Below are 17849 nucleotides of genomic sequence, written 5' to 3'. Positions count from 1 at the left end.
GACTTATACATACCTACTACCTTATAATTGATATCATTTAACTTAATATAGGCTCCAATTGGATATTCATCTTTATCAAATAATTGTTTATAAATCTCTTCCTCAATAACACAAACTTTTTTCTTTTCTTTAATGTCATTATCATTTATGAACCGCCCATACACTAAATCTTTTTTCTGAACTTTATCTAATTCAGGGTAATCTCCAAAAATACCAAAAGTTCCAGATTTAAAATTATTAATTGCCATAGCTTGTGTTTGATGGCGAGGTACTACAAATTCAAGTCCTTCAATTTCATTTTTGATATTATCTAAATCAGACATTTTAAGGGTCAAACTTTTACCCTCTTGAAATCCTTTAAAAGGTTTGCTTGTTTGCTGAGCCCACACAAAAACACTATTTGTTGCGAAACTTCCAAATAATTTATTGAAATTATTCTCTACACCTTTTGCAGCTCCTAATAAAACCACTAGTAAAAATATACCCCACATAACACCAATAATAGTAATACCTGTACGCATTTTATTTTTACGTATACTACTATATATTTCTTGCCAAGTATCTTTATCAAATAAAAATCTCATAATTATTCGTCGTTTAATGCCACTATAGGTTTAATCCTTGCCGCTCTTTTCGCTGGAATATAGCCTGCAATTGTACCAGCTATAATCAATATAATGGTAGCTCCAACAACCACATACGTCTCTACACTAGGATTTAAAATAAAATATTTCTCTAACCCAGGCCCAATAGCTTCTAATGTAAATACACCAACCAACAATCCAATATACCCAGCTAATGCAGTAATAAATATCGATTCCATCATTATCATTCCTACAATTGATCTTGGAGTTGCGCCTAAGGCTTTTCGTATTCCTAATTCTTTGGTTCTTTCTTTAACAAGGTAAACCATAATATTACTAATACATATAACTCCCGCAATCATAGTTCCTATTCCTATAAATAAAATTATAAAGTTTAAAACATTCATAAATTGTTCCACATTCTTTGTTCCTTCTGCATAATTTTGAACTCTAAGAGCAGCTTGATCTCTTGGATCGATATTAAATTTTTCTTTTAGCTGTTTCGTTAATAAATTTGTAAAAGATAATGCTTGGTCAACACTTAAATTAGGATTAAAAGTTAAGCCTATATAATCAACCTCATCATTTGGTTTATATATACCTTGTAGTGTTGAAAACGGAGCATAAATATAGCGTTCATCGCTATCTCCACCAGCATCTTTAAATACACCAACTACCTTATATGAGAGCCCATCCAAATTTATATTTTTACCCAGAGCGCTTAATTGACCAAATAAGTCTTTCTCAACCAATCTTCCAATAGCTACTACTTTTGATCGTCTTTCAATATCTAAATAAGTTAGGAACCTTCCATCAACTACTTCAGCCGATTCTAACGGTTGGTAATCTGGATAAACACCTCTTACAGAGTATCTATTTTGTTCCCCTTTGTAGATGGCTTGCATACTGCGTTGAATATTCGGACTAAAAAACTGAATTTCATCTTCAAAATTTTCATTCATAAATTTTGAATCTTCATTTCTAAGCTGAATCCTTCTTCCACTTTGTAAACCTTTATATGGCTTCGTAGTTCTCCCAGTCCGTATATAAACAGAGTTGTTTGCATCACCTGCAAATTGATCCTCAAATGTGTGCTTTAATCCATTTCCAACTCCAAATAATAAAGTAAACAAAAGAATAGCAAATGAAACAGTGAAACCTGAAAGCGAAGTACCTAACTTATTCTTACTAAGCCTTTGAAAAATTTCTCTCCAACGATCTAAATCGAACATAATTAAGCGTTTACTTTTTTATTAACTTTTTCGTCACTAATAATTACGCCATCTTTCAACCGCACAATCCTATCTGTTTGTTCAGCAATATCTTCTTCGTGCGTAATTACAAAAACGGTCATTCCTTCTCTGTTAATATCTTTCAATAACTCCATAACAGAATCTGAAGTTGCAGTGTCTAAGGCTCCCGTTGGTTCATCGGCCAACACTACTTTTGGATTCGTAGCTAGTGCTCTTGCAACAGCTACTCTTTGTTTTTCACCTCCTGAAAGCTCACTTGGTAAATGGTTTGCTCTATCTTTTAAACCAACTTTCTCTAAATATTTAAGGGCTTTTTCTTGACGCTCTTTTCTTGCCATTCCTTGATAATATAGAGGAAGTGCTACATTTTCCACAGCCGTTTTATAGGTGATTAAATTAAAAGATTGAAATACAAAACCTAAAAACTTATTTCTTAGAATTGCAGCCTTTTTTTCATCTAAATTTTCAATTAATTGGCCATTTAAGTAATAATTCCCTTCATCATGAACATCTAACAAACCAACAATGTTTAATAATGTTGATTTTCCTGAACCTGAAGAACCCATAATAGAAACAAATTCTCCTTCTTTAATATGTAAATCTAAACCCTTTAATACATGTAGAGAATCTTTCCCGATTGGATAAGATTTATGCAGTTTTTCGATCTTAATCATTTAGTTTGTTGTTTTAAAACGAATTTATGAATTGCTCTTCAAAGTAGTTATTAATGTTTTGTTAAAAAGCTACTTTTAACGAATAAAATGTAACTTTACTTCGTGAACAATTTTAAAGGCAAATCAATTATACTGTTTGATGGTATTTGCAATCTTTGCAACTCATCTGTAAATTTTATCATTAGAAATGATAAAAAAGAGCATTTTTTATTCGCCTCACTTCAATCAGACGCTGCAAAAGAAATATTGTTACAGTACCAAGTAAAAAAAATTACATTTGATTCCATTTTACTTATTGAAAATGGAAAAATTTACACAAAATCTACCGCTGCTTTGCGCATTTCTCGAAATTTGGATGGAACTTATAGATTTATATATTTTCTTAAAATTATTCCGAAATCTATTACTGACTGGATTTATGATATTATTGCAAACAACAGGTATAAATGGTTTGGTAAAAAAGAAAGCTGTATGATGCCTGATGAAAAATTAAAAAGTAAATTTTTAAGTTAACTTTGATTATAAAAAAAAGAGCTATTTGCTCTCTTTTTTTTATAATCTTATTTTTTTGGATAATTATCATCCCATTCTTTTACTTTTGGATTGTGCAACTTATCTAATGATTTTGCAACAATCATAGAAACAGAAGCATCACCCGTAACATTTACAGTTGTTCTCATCATATCTAAAGGTCTATCAATTGCAAAAATTAAAGCTAAACCAGCTTCAGGAATACCTGCTTGTCCTAAAACAATAACAAGCATTACCATTCCTGCTCCAGGAACTGCTGCCGATCCTATACTTGCTAAAGTTGCGGTAACAATAATTCCTAATTGAACTCCTAAAGATAAATCCATCCCAAAAGCCTGAGCAATAAATACAGCAGCTACAGCTTGATATAAACTAGTACCATCCATATTTATAGTAGCTCCAATTGGTAAAACAAAACTACTAACTTCTTCATCTACACCTAAATGTTCTGTAACCCTTTCCATTGTAACTGGTAAAGTTGCTGCACTACTACTTGTTGAAAATGCTAACAACTGAGCAGGTGAAATTCCTTTTAAAAATGTTGAAGGATTTTTTTTAGTAATTAGCCATACTACTAAATTGTAAAAAGCTATCATCAGAAGTAATCCTAAAATAACTGTAAACGCATACCAAACCAGTGCTTTAAATAAATCAACACTTGGAGATTCAACAACTAATGCCGCTAACAATGCAAAAACACCATATGGAGCTGTCAGCATTATAAGGTCAATAATTTTTAAAATAACTTCGTTAAAGCCATCAAAAAAATCTTTTACCGCTTTTGACTTTTCCTCTGGAATTAGAATCAAGCCAATTCCAAAAATTAAAGCAAAAAATATCACTTGTAACATATTTTTATTTTCTGAAGCTGCTCCAAAAATATTTTCAGGAACAATATCGACCAAAGCCTGTAAAGGCCCACTATCTTTTTGTTTATCTGCTTCGGCCTTATATTTATCAGCATCTCCGCTATAATTTTGAACTAATTCCTGACGTGTTTCTTCTGAAATTGAATTTCCTGGCTTTATAATATTAACTAAAACTAATCCAATAGAAACTGCTACAACAGTTGTTAAAACATATATAGCTATTGTTCTACTTCCCATTTTTGATAATTTAGAAATATCTTTTAAATCGGAAACTCCTTTAATAAGTGAAGCCAAAATTAACGGAACAGCAATTAACTTTAACGCATTGATAAATATTTTTCCGAAAGGTTTTATCCAATCTTGCACTATTTCCTTACCTCCTTCAAACTGTGTCATTAATAAACCTACTAATACACCAACAACCATTCCTAGCAATATTTGCCAATGCAATGCTAATTTTTTCATTTTAACGTTTTAAAATTTGTGGTAAGATAAAAAAAACCTTAAAAATCACGTGACTTTTTTGCATAAAAAAAGCACTAAAAGTGCTTTTTCTTTAATTTGCCCAAAATTTAATTAAATTGATACCTAATTGAAAGTGCTAAATCTAAATCGGTGTCTTTACCATAATCACCAACAATACCAAACTCAGGCCTAAAATCAAGTGAAATTAATAACGGAATATCAAAATTATATTCTATTCCAATATTTCCATCTGCATTTAAAAATAATCCATCATCACCATTTCCATCATAACCATTACCTACTTTCCAAGAACCAATACCAGCACCAAATCCTGCATACCAATTAAAACCTCCATCAATATTCCAAACCCATTGATAAATACCACTTAATTTAAAAGCATTAAAATTATCATGGTCACGATAACCTAAATCAACTTCAAAACGGTTATTTTGAGATAATTGTCTCTGATAAGAAATTTCACCTCCAAAGCCATCATTATCTCCAAACCTAATCCCAATTGCATGGTTTGATATTTCTTGTGCATTCACTGTTGAAATTGTAATAACAAACAATATTGATACCAAAATTATTTTCTTCATAACTAAAACTCTTTAAATTATTTTAAAATTAATAAACAAACTATGTATCATTAACTCAATTTATTCATATAAATTGTTTCCAAAGAAGTGACCATATTGTATTTTTTGTGTCAAAAAATTAGAAACAAGTGATAAATAGTATATTTTAGACAAAAAATAATTAAAAGTAAAAACAAAATGGCAGGATTATTAGATTTATTAAACAGTGACTTAGGAAAAACATTAGTAAATAGTGCAAGTTCTCAGTTAGGACAAAATAAGGTTCAAACTACAACAGCATTAAGTACGGCTTTACCATTAATTTTAGGAGCTATGAAAAATAATGCTTCAACACCTCAAGGTGCTGATGGATTATTAAAAGCTTTATCTGGAAAACATGATGGTAGTATTTTAGATAATTTAGGAGGAATGCTTGGAAATAGTGATGTATTGTCTGATGGAGCTGGAATATTAGGTCACGTTTTTGGTGGTAAAGAGCAAAATGTTGCACAAGCAGTAAGTAAAAAAAGTGGAATGGATGTAGGTGCTACAATGAATTTATTAAAAATGGCAGCACCTGTTATTATGGGATATATTGGTAAACAAACAAAGCAACAAAATGTAAGCGACAGTAACGGAATTGGAGATTTACTTGGAGGTTTGTTAGGTGGTGATGCCCAAAAAGAACAAAGCTTAGTTACAAAACTTTTAGATGCTGATGGAGATGGAAGCATAATCGATGATTTAATTGGAATGGCAGCTGGTGGAAAAAAGAAAGGTGGACTTGGAGGTTTATTAGGTGGACTCTTCGGAAAATAAAAAAGAACTCATTGTTTATAAAAAAGGTCAAATTAAATTTGACCTTTTTTTTATATTGTAATTTTATTTTTCAAATATAAATGTACATTTGCACGCAATAAACTACTAATGGAAAAATTAAAACAACGTTGGGGATTAACATCTAACTTTCAAGTACTATTAATTTTAATAGTTTTTTCAGTAAACGGATCATTTGCCGCTTGGATTGCAAAGCCCTTGACTGAGAGTATTGGCTTAGATTATGAAACTACTAATCCTTGGATATTTTGGCCGGTACGTATTCTTTTAATTTTCTTTATTTATCAGCTTACGCTACCATTAGTTGGGTTTGTTTTTGGTCAATTTAAATTCTTTTGGAATTTTTTCACAAAAAAAATGTTGATGAGAATGGGTTTTAAAAAGTTTTTCACAAAAGATTAATCCACTTTTCCTTTTTTTATTACATATTTATAAATCCAAGTTAGTGTAAATGTTGGCAAAAAGTCGGTACCAAAAATACCTGCTTCCTCAACAAAAGATACTAAACCTCCTATTTTACCTTCTGCACCTTCATACATTTTATAAATTAAAAATGCTGATAATGGTGCCCAAATAACATCAGAAAATTCACCAATAAAGGGTAAAACAAAAGAAAGCATTCCAACTCCATCAAAAAGAATACTAAGAAATAATAGTTTGTATTTTTTACTCATATACTAATTTAATCACCCAAACATTAACAATAAAAATACCATTCTGCTTATTGTTTTAATTTTTCTTTATACTTTTTTATAAATTTTTCCAATTTTGGGTTTATTACTGCCATACAATAACCTTGCGTTTTATTGTTATTATAATAATTTTGATGGTAGTCTTCAGCATCATAAAAAACATCAAATTTCGTTACTTCTGTCACAATTGGATCATCAAAAACTTCTGCAGCAGTTAACTCTTTAATAAATTTTTCAGAAATAAGCTTTTGCTCTTCTGAGTGATAAAAAATAGCAGATCGGTATTGAGTACCTCTATCATAACCTTGCCTATTCAAAGTTGTTGGGTCATGTGTACTAAAAAATACATCCAAGATTTCTTGAAATGATATTATTGTAGGATCAAATTTTATTTGAATAGCTTCTGCATGTCCAGTTCTTCCTGTTGTAACTTCTCTATATGCTGGATTTTTAATTGTTCCTCCTGTATAACCCGATATTAAACTTTCAACACCTTCTAAACGTTGGAAAATTGCTTCAGTACACCAAAAACAACCATTCGCTAAGGTTGCAATTTCTAATTTATTTGACATTTTATTTGATTGAGCATTAAAATTTTGAGTGTAAAATATAGTAGCTACTACTAATACATAAATAATTTTTTTCATTTTTTTGTTTTGTATATATGTCGTAACTTTTTATTGAAAATTACATTCCTCTTGGAATTTGTTTTCTAGGAAATTGAATTAAACTTTCTGCACCATTTTTTCCAATACTTGCCACACCAAATAAATAATTATCAATTACAATATTTTTAAGTGTATAATCTGTTACGTTTCCAACAAACCTGCTAAACTCCCATTGTGGGCTAGTTGTGTTTCTCCAATAAATTTTATAACCAACAATATTATCGTCGTTAGGATTTTCCCATTTTAATCTTGTTGAAGGTTTCACAGCTCCAGCAATCATCAAATTTTTTGGTTCTAAAGGAGCTGCAGCTAAAGACGCCATTGTTAAGCTATTAACAGCTGTTAATTTTGCAGCATATTCAAAATTTACACCTTCAATAACATCACCATATTTAATGCCGTTTTCTTCTCTTATATCTTGATGCTGACGATTGTAATTTTCATGAGTTTCCATAATTCTTACTCCGGTAAAGCCTTCATCATTAAACGGTCTATGATGTCCTCCTCTACCAAACCTGTCTAGTCTATAAATCATAATGGCATCTAAATTGGTCATATAATCATCTGTGATTTTATCAATGTGACGTGCTAATTGCCTTGAAGGTCCATCAATTTCACCTCCATAAAAACGCATTGAAGCCTTTTCTCTATCGGTTGTACTCATTGAAATTGCTTCCGAAAAAACCCTAAATGTACTATTATCAATTACACCATCTATTCCGTGAATGTTTCCTATCATGTCATTATTTAAAACTCCTATGATATCCCAATTATTTTCTTTAGCGTGTTTTGCCATAATTTTTCCTCCATACAATCCTTGCTCCTCACCCGATAAACCTACGTAAATAATTGATGAAGAGAATTTATAGTTACTTAAAACTCTTGCTGCTTCTAAAGTTCCTGCCAAGCCTGTAGCATTATCATTTGCTCCAGGAGAATTAGACGTAAAATCATTATTATCTGAGACTCTTGAATCAATATCTCCTGACATAATTACATATCTATTCGGGTATTTAGTTCCTCTTTGAATAGCAACTACATTAACAACTCGTGTATCTCTAATTATTCGCCTTCCATCGGCTTTTACCAAGTCACCTAAATAACTTACTTCTAAACAATTATTACATTCTTTTGAAATTGCTTCAAATTCAGATTTAATCCATCTTCGGGCTGCACCTATTCCACGAGTATTTGATACTGTATCAGACAATGTGTGCCTCGTTCCAAAATCAACTAATTTTTGAATGTCTTTCTCCATATTTTTTGGAGATGTAGCAGTTGAAATTTCGGTTAAAATTTTATCAATCTTTGATTGACTAAAAGCAACTACACTCAATAAAAATGTAACTGTTAAAATAATGTTTTTTATGATTTTCATATGTCTCAAATTAAATATTCTCAATAGTATGCACCACACTTTCCAACATAGATTCTGTAAAATCTAAATGAGTTACCATTCGTAATTTTCCGTTACCCATAGAAATAAGTAAAATTCCTGCATCATTCATTCTACTAATAAAATCGTTTTCGTTAATCGTATCTATCACATTAAAGATCACAATATTGGTTTCAATAGGTTCCACATTTTTAATTAATGGACAATTTTGTAGCGCAGTACCAAGTATTTTTGCCCTTGTATGATCAATTGCCAATCGCTCTACATGATTATCTAATGCATAAATTCCTGCTGCTGCTAAATAACCTGCTTGTCTCATAGCCCCTCCGAAAAGCTTCCTAATTCTTAAGGCTTTTTCCATATACTCTTTAGTCCCTAATAAAACAGATCCTACAGGAGCTCCAAGTCCTTTTGATAAACAAATAGAAATAGTGTCAAATACTTCTCCATATTGCTTTGGAGTTTCATTTTTAGCTACCATAGCATTAAATAAACGTGCGCCATCTAAATGAAATGCTAAATTATTTTCAGTACATACTTTTCTAATTTTTAAAATTTCTTCAAAACTCCAACAAGCACCACCTCCTTTATTTGTTGTGTTTTCTAGTGCAACAAGTCTCGAATAAGGGACGTGAATATCCGATCTACTTCCCGAAACAGCTTCGTGTAATTGATTTGCAGTAAACATTCCCCTATGGCCATCAATTAAATAGGATGTAACTCCTGCATTGAATGCTGGCCCTCCACCTTCATAATTATATACGTGCGCCCATTTGTCACAAAACATTTTATCTCCTGGCTGAGTATGTAATTTTATGGCAGCTTGATTTGCCATTGTACCTGAAGGAAAAAATAGTGCCGCTTCCATTCCAAAAATATTGGCTATTTTTTCTTGTAATTTGTTTACTGTTGGGTCTGATTTAAAAACATCATCTCCAACTTCAGCATTCATCATGGCTTCTAACATTCCTCTGGTTGGCTTAGTTACTGTATCACTAATTAAATTTATTTGCATTTGTTATAATTATTTTATTACTTTTTACTAATTAAAATCACATCTAATACTTCCAATTGGCGAACCTTCAGGTATTTTAGGTGTTATCTCTTTTTTAAATTTTGCTGGCTCTTTTAAGAAACTATCAATAATAGCAATATAACCATTAGCATACATAGTACTAATACCTTCATGTTTCATAGTTCCTAACCAATTTTTTAATTCTTTTACTTTTGCTAATGCAATTGATTTTGACTGAAATGTAGCTTTATCACTTGCTGCTAATGCTAATAACCCTTGTAAAATTACGTGATTTATACTATGTTGTATCTCAAAATCATAACCTTCTTTTTGATCTATTTTAAATGATGAATTGATTATTTCACCAATTAACTCATCTAAACCTAGCTGTTTTTTAGAAAAAGCTTTTTGTTGCACCAATCTTGAAACTCTTTCAGGGTGAAACAAAAAGTCTACCACCAATTCAGTCGCCGTGGAAGCTGCATTTAATGGGTCAAAAGCTACTCCAATTTTAGATTTAAAAGATTCTCTAGTTCTTCCATAGCCATTAGGTCTAGGAGGAAAATAATTAACTATTCTTTCAGGAATTTTTAAAGTTTCAACGCTTATAGAATTTAAAATACTTTCTAAGGCTTCTCTCTCTAATTTTGGATCAATTGAATTTACAATTGCTTGTCCATCGCCCTTTACAGCATAAGAATATGTCATTCCACCAATCATTTTTGAAGCAGCTTCAACTTGATATCTATGGAAAAAATATAAAGGAACAAATACATCTTCTAATGTAGCAAATGGTTCACCAGTTTTAATATTTTCATCTGAAAAATTACGAATTGCATGTGCTCTAACTTTTAAAACTCTATCTAATTCTTTAGCTGCGTTTGTACCATTATCCCACAAGTGTGCATTGATATGAGACCCGCCTGCTGCTCTTGCATCTCTATCTGAAATAAATAATAATCCTTTGTCTATTGCAGTTTGTAATATATTATTTAGTTCACTTTCCTCATTTACACCTTCTTGAAAGTCTTGATATGAATAAGCAATTGAAACTTTGTCCCATTCACCTATACCTCTTGAATAAACTTCTGAAAGATCAATATTATTATCGGTTAACTTTACATATGGATGCGGATAATCCATAACTGACGCTCTTCCATTAAAGCTTGATGCAAAGTTATGTGTGAACCCCAAGGTATGTCCAATTTCATGAACAGATAATTGTCTAATTCTTGCTAAAGCCATTTGCAATAACGGATTTTCATCACCAGTTTTATCAGAAACACCTAATAAGGCCTGAGCAATTAAATAATCTTGTCTTATTCTTAATGAACCTAAACTAACATGACCTTTTAAAATTTCACCTGTTCTAGGATCTACTACACTAGCTCCATATGACCATCCGCGAGTTGATCTATGAACCCATTGAACAACATTATAACGAATATCCAACATATCAGCACCTTCTGGTAAGATTTTAAATTGAAACGCATTTTTATACCCAATAGCCTCAAAGGCTTGATTCCACCAGCTACCACCTTCTAACAAAGCTGAACGAACAGGCTCTGGAGTACCTCTATCTAAATAATAAATTATTGGTTCTTTTGCCTCACTTATTTCAGCTTTAGGATTTACTTTTTCTAATCGATGTCTTACAGTATAACGTTTTACAATTGGCGATTCAATTGGAGTTGCATAATCTAAATAAGAAATACTATTTGCTCCGGAACGAGGGTCGTAAATTCGTTTTTTAAAATTAGCATCTGGTAATTCTATAAATGAGTGATGTTGTCTCACAGTAATTAATGACGAATTAGGTGCCACACTATTAATATATCCTCCTTTTGCTTCTCCTTTAAAAGTTAATATAGCTTCAAACTCTGTGTTTTTTGGAAAGGCTTTTGTTTGCTCTAAATAAAAAGCACTTTTACTTAAATCTAATGAGTAATTGCCTTGTTTGGTATCTCTTAATTTATTAGAAACTCCGTGTTCGTCTCTAATTAAAAATGACGAAATATCAATTAAATACGTTTCATTATGTTGTTCTTCAATTTTAAAGCCAAATAAAACAGATTGTGCAAAAGCTTCTTCAACAGATTTTTTTTCCTCTAAATTACTGGTGATAGCTCTATATTTTAAATTTGGCTGAATAAGTAATAACTTATTTCCAGCTTTTATAAATTTAACAACTGCCCTTTGTCCCAATTGTCCTCTATCAAGGCCTATGTCATTTGAACCAACTCCTGCCGACAATGAACTGAGATATAAAAATTCTTTATTTAAATTAGCTACTTCCAAATACATTTTATCACTTTTATCATTATAATAAAAATTAAAATAGCCGTTCTTTTTTTCTAAGTTTTTAGTCAGTTGAAAAGATTGACCAAAAATTTGAGGGCTTAACATTATAATAATAATAATATATAGTAACTGTTTCATAATATAAATTATTCGGTTAGGTGATAAAAATACTATTTCTTTGAATATAAAACTTCATTTTATTCATTTTGCATCAAACACATACTAAAATTTATTGCTTAGATTAAAAATGAAAAGTTATTTTTGTATTTCTTAATTAACAAAATGATATCAAACGAACATCTAAATAAATTAAAAGTACGCATTGGCAATTTAAAAACTTACCTTGATATTGACAAGAAAATAATTGAAATATCAAATGAAGAGGAACAAACTGCTAATCCAAATTTTTGGAACAACCCAAAAAATGCTGAATTAGTTATGAAAGCGCTTCGCTCTAAAAAGAAATGGGTTGAAGATTTTAATACTATTAGTACTAATTATGATGAGATTTCAATTTTATTAGAATTTTATGAAAATGGTGAAGCTTCTGAAGATGAAATTGAGAATTTATACAATAAAACTCTTATCCTTATTGAAAATTTAGAGTTTAAGAATATGCTTTCAGATGAAGGCGATACCTTAAGTGCCGTTCTTCAAATTACTGCAGGTGCTGGTGGTACTGAAAGTTGTGATTGGGCACAAATGCTTATGAGAATGTATTTGATGTGGAGCGAAAATCAAGGTTTTAAGGTAAAGGAGCTTAATTTTCAGGCTGGAGATATTGTAGGAATTAAAACGGTTACTCTAGAAATTGAAGGTGAATATGCTTTTGGATATTTAAAAGGTGAAAATGGTGTGCACAGACTTGTAAGAATTTCTCCTTTTGATAGCAATGCAAAACGGCATACAACATTTGCCTCAGTTTATGTCTATCCATTAGCCGATGATAGTATTGAAATAGAAATAAACCCGTCAGATATTACTTGGGAAACTATGCGTTCAAGTGGTGCCGGAGGTCAAAATGTTAATAAAGTAGAAACTGCTGTTCGCTTAAGACATAAACCTTCGGAAATTGTTATTGAAAATTCTGAAACTCGTTCACAATTAGATAACAAAACAAAAGCCATGCAATTATTAAAATCTCAATTGTATGAAATTGAATTACAAAAGCAACGTGAAAAACGAAATGAAATTGAGGCAAATAAATTAAAAATTGAATTTGGTTCTCAAATTAGAAATTATGTTATGCATCCTTATAAGTTAGTAAAAGATGTAAGAACTGCCTACGAAACTGCTAATGTAGATGCGGTAATGAATGGAGATTTAGATGGGTTTATTAAAGCATATTTAATGCAAAATGGCCAGAAAAAATCAACAAACGAGTTATAATGAAAGAAACAATTGATACCATTATTTTTGATCTTGGAGGTGTTTTAGTTGATTGGAAACCAGAATATGTTTATAGAAAAGTTTTTCATGGAAATGAAGAAAAAGTACAATGGTTTTTAAATACGGTTTGCACTCCAGCATGGAATATTGAACAAGATGCTGGAAGAACTATTGCTGAAGCTGTCAAACTTAAAATTGATGAATTTCCACAATATAAAAATTGGATTGAACTATTTTATAAGGATTGGGAACATATGTTTTCTGGTCCAATTATTGAAAATCTAAACTTACTTAAAAAACTAAAAGCAGCTAAACATTATAAGATTTTTGCACTAACAAATTGGAGTGCAGAAAAATGGGACAAAGCAATAGAATTATTTCCGTTTTTTAACGATTTCGATGGTGTTGTGGTTTCAGGTCAAGAAAAAACAAGAAAACCTTTTCCTACTATCTATAAAACACTTCTAAACAGATATCAAATTAATCCTAAAAGAGCAATTTTCATTGATGACAATTATGAAAACATAGTTGCGGCCAATGAATTAAATATTCATGGTATTCATTATAAAAATCACTCTCAGCTAATAAAAGATTTAGAAACATTTAAGCTAAAATTTTAATCGACTTGAATTTCAAGTTAGAATTCATTCAATAAACCGTAATTTTACTAATGTAAAATGTTGTTTATTCACAATAATTTGTATTTTAGCGAATTAAATGATACAATTTTTATTACAAATTCTATCAAATAAAAAATGCTGTGAATTAATATTTAAAGTTTTTATATGAGAAAACTGTTTTTAGTGCTTTTAATTAGTCTCCCTTCCCTTTTATATAGCCAACAAAAAAATAATCCCCTTTATACTATTTCTGGTAAAATAATAGACGTTTCTACTAAATTACCTATAGAAGATGCAACCATTATTTTTAAAAGTTTAGACTCCTCTCAAATAAATAGTGGAGGTATTACTAACCAGAGAGGTAAATTCTCTATTGAAGTTGTTCAGGGAGATTATATTGCTACTGTTGAGTTTCTTTCTTATAAAACTAAAAATTTAAATATTTCATCAATTTCCAAAGATTTAAATATTGGTACTATAGAACTTGAAATTGATACCGAATTTTTAGCTGAAATTGAAATTATTGGAGAAAAAAGTACCATTGCTTATAAACAAAATAAGGTAATTTATACAGTTGGGAAAGATATATCTTCAAATGGTGGTGTAGCTACTGATATTTTGAATAATATACCTGCTGTATCTGTCGATCCAAATGGTGAAATTTCTTTAAGAGGCTTTGATACACCAACAGTATTAATAAATGGGAAAACTTCTTCACTATCTAAAGCTGACGCCTTAAAAACAATTCCTGCAAGTTCTATTGAAAAAATAGAGGTTCTTACAAATCCTGGTGCTAAATACAGAGCTTCTGCAACAGGTATTATAAATATAATATTAAATAAGCAAAAAGATGAAGGCTTAAATGCTTCGATAACTACTGCTGGTGGTTACAGAGATTATTATGGAGGTATGCTAACTTTAAATCATAAGACTCAAAAAGTAAACTTTTACACAAATGCATCTTATTTTCATAGAAACCCTATAAAATTTGCTTCTTATGAAAACGAATATTTTGAAAACGGTAACACCATTTCATTTTTAAATGAATACAGTGAAAATAATAGTAAAGATAATGGATTTACGAGCACAGTAGGTGCTGATTTTTATGTTTCGAATAGAGCTACCTTATCAACAAAAGTAAATTATACAAATATTAGCAATAAAGGTTTAACTATTACAACTTCTGATATTTTTGATCAGTCACAAACGGCGGTTAGTACAAATTTAAGAGAGCATAATGGGAATTTTGACGATGAAATTTTCGAATTTATTGTTGATTATGAACAGTTATTTGAAAAAGAAGGACAAAAATTAACTGCATATTATATGCATACTAATGATAATGAAGTTTACACTAATGTGATTACAAATTCAAATATATCATTTACCACTGAAGATTACATTGAAGATAATATGCTAAAAAACAACGAAATTAGCGTAGATTTCACGAGTCCTGTTGGCGCATCTAGTGCATTTACAGTTGGTTATTTAGGCGTATTTGGGGAAGTTCCTTTTGAATTTACTGGAACTGTAGGTGACAATTTTATTAACTTTTCTGAAAACATAAATGCTGGATTTGTAGAATTTGAAAACGAAAGTGATAAATTTTATATTGGCATAGGTTTGAGAACTGAATTTTCAGACTATAAAATCAATTATCAAACACTGAACACAACATTGAATAAAACATTTAATGACTTTTTCCCTTCTACCTATTTAGAATTTAGTCTAAGCGATTCAAAAGCTTTAAGTCTGGCATATAACAGATCTATAGTTCGGCCAGTTTACAGTCAGCTACAACCATTTGAACAACGGTTTAGTGAAACTTCAACCTATAGAGGAAATCCAGATCTTGACCCTGTATATGTTGATGCAGCTACACTTACATATATGTATTATGGTAATAACTTAACACTCTCATCCTCTTTATTTTTTAATAGATATAATGATTATTCACAACTAGTAACTTATGAAACCGGAACTCAAATTGATGGAATAAATAAATTATTAAGAACTTATGATAATTTAGGAAAAGTTGATTATTACGGTGTTAGTTTAACTACTATACTAAAAGCCTCAAAAATGTTAAACTTTACTGCAAATGCAAATATTTATAATTTTGATCAAACAGGTATTTTTGAAATTGTAAACGACGCGAACCAACCAATCACTATTGATTATACACAAGCAAATTTAAATGGTTCTTTTAGTTTATTAACTCAAATTAAAATTCCAAATTTATTTAATTTTCAAACAAATGTTCAGCATAATTTAATCTCTGAAGGACCCGTTTCAACTAGAAAAGCATATACCTATGCAAATGCGACAATTACAAAAGATTTTTTAGATAATAATGCCTCTATCAATTTAACTGTAGATGATCTATTTTTATCTAATAAAATTAATAGAGACCGTTTTGACATAAATTATTTTTCAAAAAGTTTAACACAAAATAAGTATCGCACTATAATTTTGTCATTTACCTATAGATTTAACCAAAGTAAAAAAGATCGAAAAATAAATTTCGATAAAAAAGAAGTTAATCCTAATTACTAAATTCTATTTTGTAAAAATAAAATTTCATGAAAATTTATCACAATCCACGCTGTAGTAAAAGTCGACAAGGTTTAGCAATTCTTGAAGCTTCGAATCAACCTTTTCAAGTAATTAAATATTTAGAAACGCCAATCTCAGAAAATGAGCTTTCTGAAATTGTTAAATTATTACGTATAAAACCTATTGACTTAGTTCGAAAAAATGAAAGTGTTTGGAAAGAAAACTATAAAAATAAAAGCCTTTCAGATTCCCAACTAATCAAAGTAATGGTTGCAAATCCCAAATTAATAGAACGTCCAATTGTTATTAATAATGGAAAGGCCATAATTGGCCGCCCTCCACAACTAATAGAAAATATATTATAAGTTTTAAGCTTTTTTTAACAATATTTTTTAACTAAAATCAGAGATAATATTTTCTTTATATTTCATTTACTAATAATAAAGTATTGTTTTTCAGTATTTTAAGGTTTTTATTTCTGTCTAACTATTCCATAAATCTTTTAAACATTAATTAACACTAGTTAACACTATGTAATTAGTTCTTACAGTATATTTGCCACTCACAAACTAAAATTTTTATATGAAAAATATTTATTTTTTTATTCTTTTAAGCATTCTATCTTCTACTATTGAGGCGAAAAATATTAGTATTGATAAAATTATGCTTACAGGTAAAGTTATTGATAAAGAAACGAAGCAACCTTTAGAATATGCAACAGTTGTAGTTAAATCAATAAGTAATGAAATTATTACTGGAGGAATAACAAATAGTAATGGTGAGTTTGAAATTCAAATTGCACGAGGAGATTATAACATATCAATAGAGTTTATTTCATTTAAAAGTAAAGTATTTAATAATATTGATGTTTCAGGAAATAAAGATTTAGGTACTGTTTCCCTAGAAATGGATGCCGAAAGCTTAGATGAAGTAGAAATTATAGCTGAAAAAAGTACGGTTGAAATTAGATTAGACAAAAAAATATATAATGTTGGTAAAGATATGACCGTAAAAGGTGGAACTGCCTCAGATGTATTAGATAATGTACCGTCTGTAGCTGTTGATGTTGAAGGAAATGTTAGCTTAAGAGGTAACGAAAATGTACGTATTTTAATAAACGGAAAACCGTCAGGATTAGTTGGTTTAAGTGGTACGGATGCGCTACGTCAATTACCAGCAGATGCCATAGAAAAAGTTGAAGTGATTACGAGCCCTTCTGCTAGATATGAGGCTGAAGGTACTGCGGGTATCCTAAATATTATTTTAAGAAAAGGAAAGGCACAAGGTCTGAACGGATCCATAAACACTACGGCCGGAAATCCTGATAATTTTGGAGCTGCAATGAACTTTAATTATAGAACAAATAAGGTGAACTATTTTACAAGTACGGGGTATAATTATAGAAATGCTCCAGGAAACTC

18 protein-coding genes are annotated in these 17849 nt (G+C 30.3%); 8 read left to right on the top strand and 10 right to left on the bottom strand.

All coding sequences use genetic code 11. The features are described 5' to 3' along the window. The 3 genes from HKP59_RS09120 to HKP59_RS09110 all read right to left on the bottom strand — a co-directional run. On the bottom strand, positions 1-584 hold a 584-nt coding region (locus HKP59_RS09120; protein ID WP_291805992.1), incomplete at its 3' end, for an ABC transporter permease. A gap of 2 nt (positions 585-586) precedes the next feature. Next, positions 587-1816 (bottom strand): ABC transporter permease, encoded by a 1230-nt coding sequence (locus HKP59_RS09115; protein ID WP_291805991.1) that lies wholly within the window; start codon positions 1814-1816, stop codon positions 587-589. Positions 1817-1818: 2 nt separating this feature from the next. Beyond that, the gene (locus HKP59_RS09110) at positions 1819-2511 is read right to left on the bottom strand and encodes an ABC transporter ATP-binding protein (protein ID WP_291805989.1); all 693 of its coding nucleotides are present in this window, start codon (positions 2509-2511) and stop codon (positions 1819-1821) included. A 102-nt stretch (positions 2512-2613) separates the two neighbouring features. Between HKP59_RS09110 and HKP59_RS09105 the strand changes: the two genes are divergently transcribed. Next, the gene (locus tag HKP59_RS09105) at positions 2614-3024 is read left to right on the top strand and encodes a thiol-disulfide oxidoreductase DCC family protein (RefSeq protein WP_291805987.1); all 411 of its coding nucleotides are present in this window, start codon (positions 2614-2616) and stop codon (positions 3022-3024) included. A 47-nt stretch (positions 3025-3071) separates the two neighbouring features. Here HKP59_RS09105 and HKP59_RS09100 read toward each other — a convergent pair whose 3' ends face one another. Both HKP59_RS09100 and HKP59_RS09095 read right to left on the bottom strand, forming a co-directional pair. After that, on the bottom strand, positions 3072-4376 hold the full coding sequence (locus tag HKP59_RS09100; protein ID WP_291805986.1) for a dicarboxylate/amino acid:cation symporter: 1305 nt from the start codon (positions 4374-4376) through the stop codon (positions 3072-3074). A gap of 107 nt (positions 4377-4483) precedes the next feature. Further along, positions 4484-4975: a hypothetical protein gene (locus HKP59_RS09095; RefSeq protein ID WP_291805984.1), complete on the bottom strand. Its 492-nt coding sequence runs from the start codon at positions 4973-4975 to the stop codon at positions 4484-4486. Positions 4976-5152: 177 nt separating this feature from the next. On the opposite strand from HKP59_RS09095, the gene HKP59_RS09090 reads away from it, so the two are divergent. Both HKP59_RS09090 and HKP59_RS09085 read left to right on the top strand, forming a co-directional pair. Further along, positions 5153-5773, top strand: coding sequence for a DUF937 domain-containing protein (locus HKP59_RS09090; protein ID WP_291805982.1), 621 nt, complete (start codon positions 5153-5155; stop codon positions 5771-5773). Positions 5774-5881: 108 nt separating this feature from the next. Further along, complete coding sequence (locus tag HKP59_RS09085; protein ID WP_291805980.1) at positions 5882-6193, top strand: DUF6787 family protein; 312 nt, start codon at positions 5882-5884, stop codon at positions 6191-6193. Here HKP59_RS09085 and HKP59_RS09080 read toward each other — a convergent pair. From HKP59_RS09080 to HKP59_RS09060, 5 genes are all read right to left on the bottom strand, one after another. Next, the gene (locus HKP59_RS09080) at positions 6190-6465 is read right to left on the bottom strand and encodes a hypothetical protein (protein WP_291805978.1); all 276 of its coding nucleotides are present in this window, start codon (positions 6463-6465) and stop codon (positions 6190-6192) included. The genes HKP59_RS09085 and HKP59_RS09080 overlap by 4 nt on opposite strands. A 47-nt stretch (positions 6466-6512) precedes the next feature. Then, positions 6513-7055 (bottom strand): peptide-methionine (S)-S-oxide reductase MsrA, encoded by a 543-nt coding sequence (msrA, locus tag HKP59_RS09075; RefSeq protein WP_291805994.1) that lies wholly within the window; start codon positions 7053-7055, stop codon positions 6513-6515. 115 nt (positions 7056-7170) lie between these two features. Beyond that, complete coding sequence (locus HKP59_RS09070; RefSeq protein WP_291805976.1) at positions 7171-8529, bottom strand: M28 family peptidase; 1359 nt, start codon at positions 8527-8529, stop codon at positions 7171-7173. 10 nt (positions 8530-8539) lie between these two features. Then, the gene (locus tag HKP59_RS09065) at positions 8540-9562 is read right to left on the bottom strand and encodes a GntG family PLP-dependent aldolase (RefSeq protein ID WP_291805974.1); all 1023 of its coding nucleotides are present in this window, start codon (positions 9560-9562) and stop codon (positions 8540-8542) included. 27 nt (positions 9563-9589) lie between these two features. Then, positions 9590-12001, bottom strand: a complete 2412-nt coding sequence (locus HKP59_RS09060; protein WP_291805972.1) for a zinc-dependent metalloprotease — start codon at positions 11999-12001, stop codon at positions 9590-9592. 144 nt (positions 12002-12145) lie between these two features. Between HKP59_RS09060 and prfB the strand changes: the two genes are divergently transcribed. From prfB to HKP59_RS09035, 5 genes are all read left to right on the top strand, one after another. After that, the gene (gene prfB / locus HKP59_RS09055) at positions 12146-13252 is read left to right on the top strand and encodes a peptide chain release factor 2 (RefSeq protein ID WP_291805971.1); all 1107 of its coding nucleotides are present in this window, start codon (positions 12146-12148) and stop codon (positions 13250-13252) included. Continuing rightward, complete coding sequence (locus HKP59_RS09050) at positions 13252-13872, top strand: HAD family phosphatase (RefSeq protein ID WP_291805969.1); 621 nt, start codon at positions 13252-13254, stop codon at positions 13870-13872. Before prfB ends, HKP59_RS09050 begins: the two co-directional genes overlap by 1 nt. 165 nt (positions 13873-14037) lie before the next feature. After that, on the top strand, positions 14038-16428 hold the full coding sequence (locus tag HKP59_RS09045; protein WP_291805967.1) for an outer membrane beta-barrel family protein: 2391 nt from the start codon (positions 14038-14040) through the stop codon (positions 16426-16428). A gap of 26 nt (positions 16429-16454) precedes the next feature. Beyond that, a complete protein-coding gene (arsC, locus tag HKP59_RS09040; protein WP_291805965.1) occupies positions 16455-16793 on the top strand; it encodes an arsenate reductase (glutaredoxin) in 339 nt (112 codons plus the stop codon). Positions 16794-17010: 217 nt separating this feature from the next. Next, on the top strand, positions 17011-17849 hold an 839-nt coding region (locus HKP59_RS09035; protein ID WP_291805963.1), incomplete at its 3' end, for a carboxypeptidase-like regulatory domain-containing protein.

The organism is Lutibacter sp., from assembly GCF_013041805.1.
Taxonomy (GTDB): Bacteria; Bacteroidota; Bacteroidia; order Flavobacteriales; family Flavobacteriaceae; genus Lutibacter.
This window is presented reverse-complemented; position numbering and strand designations above follow the sequence as displayed.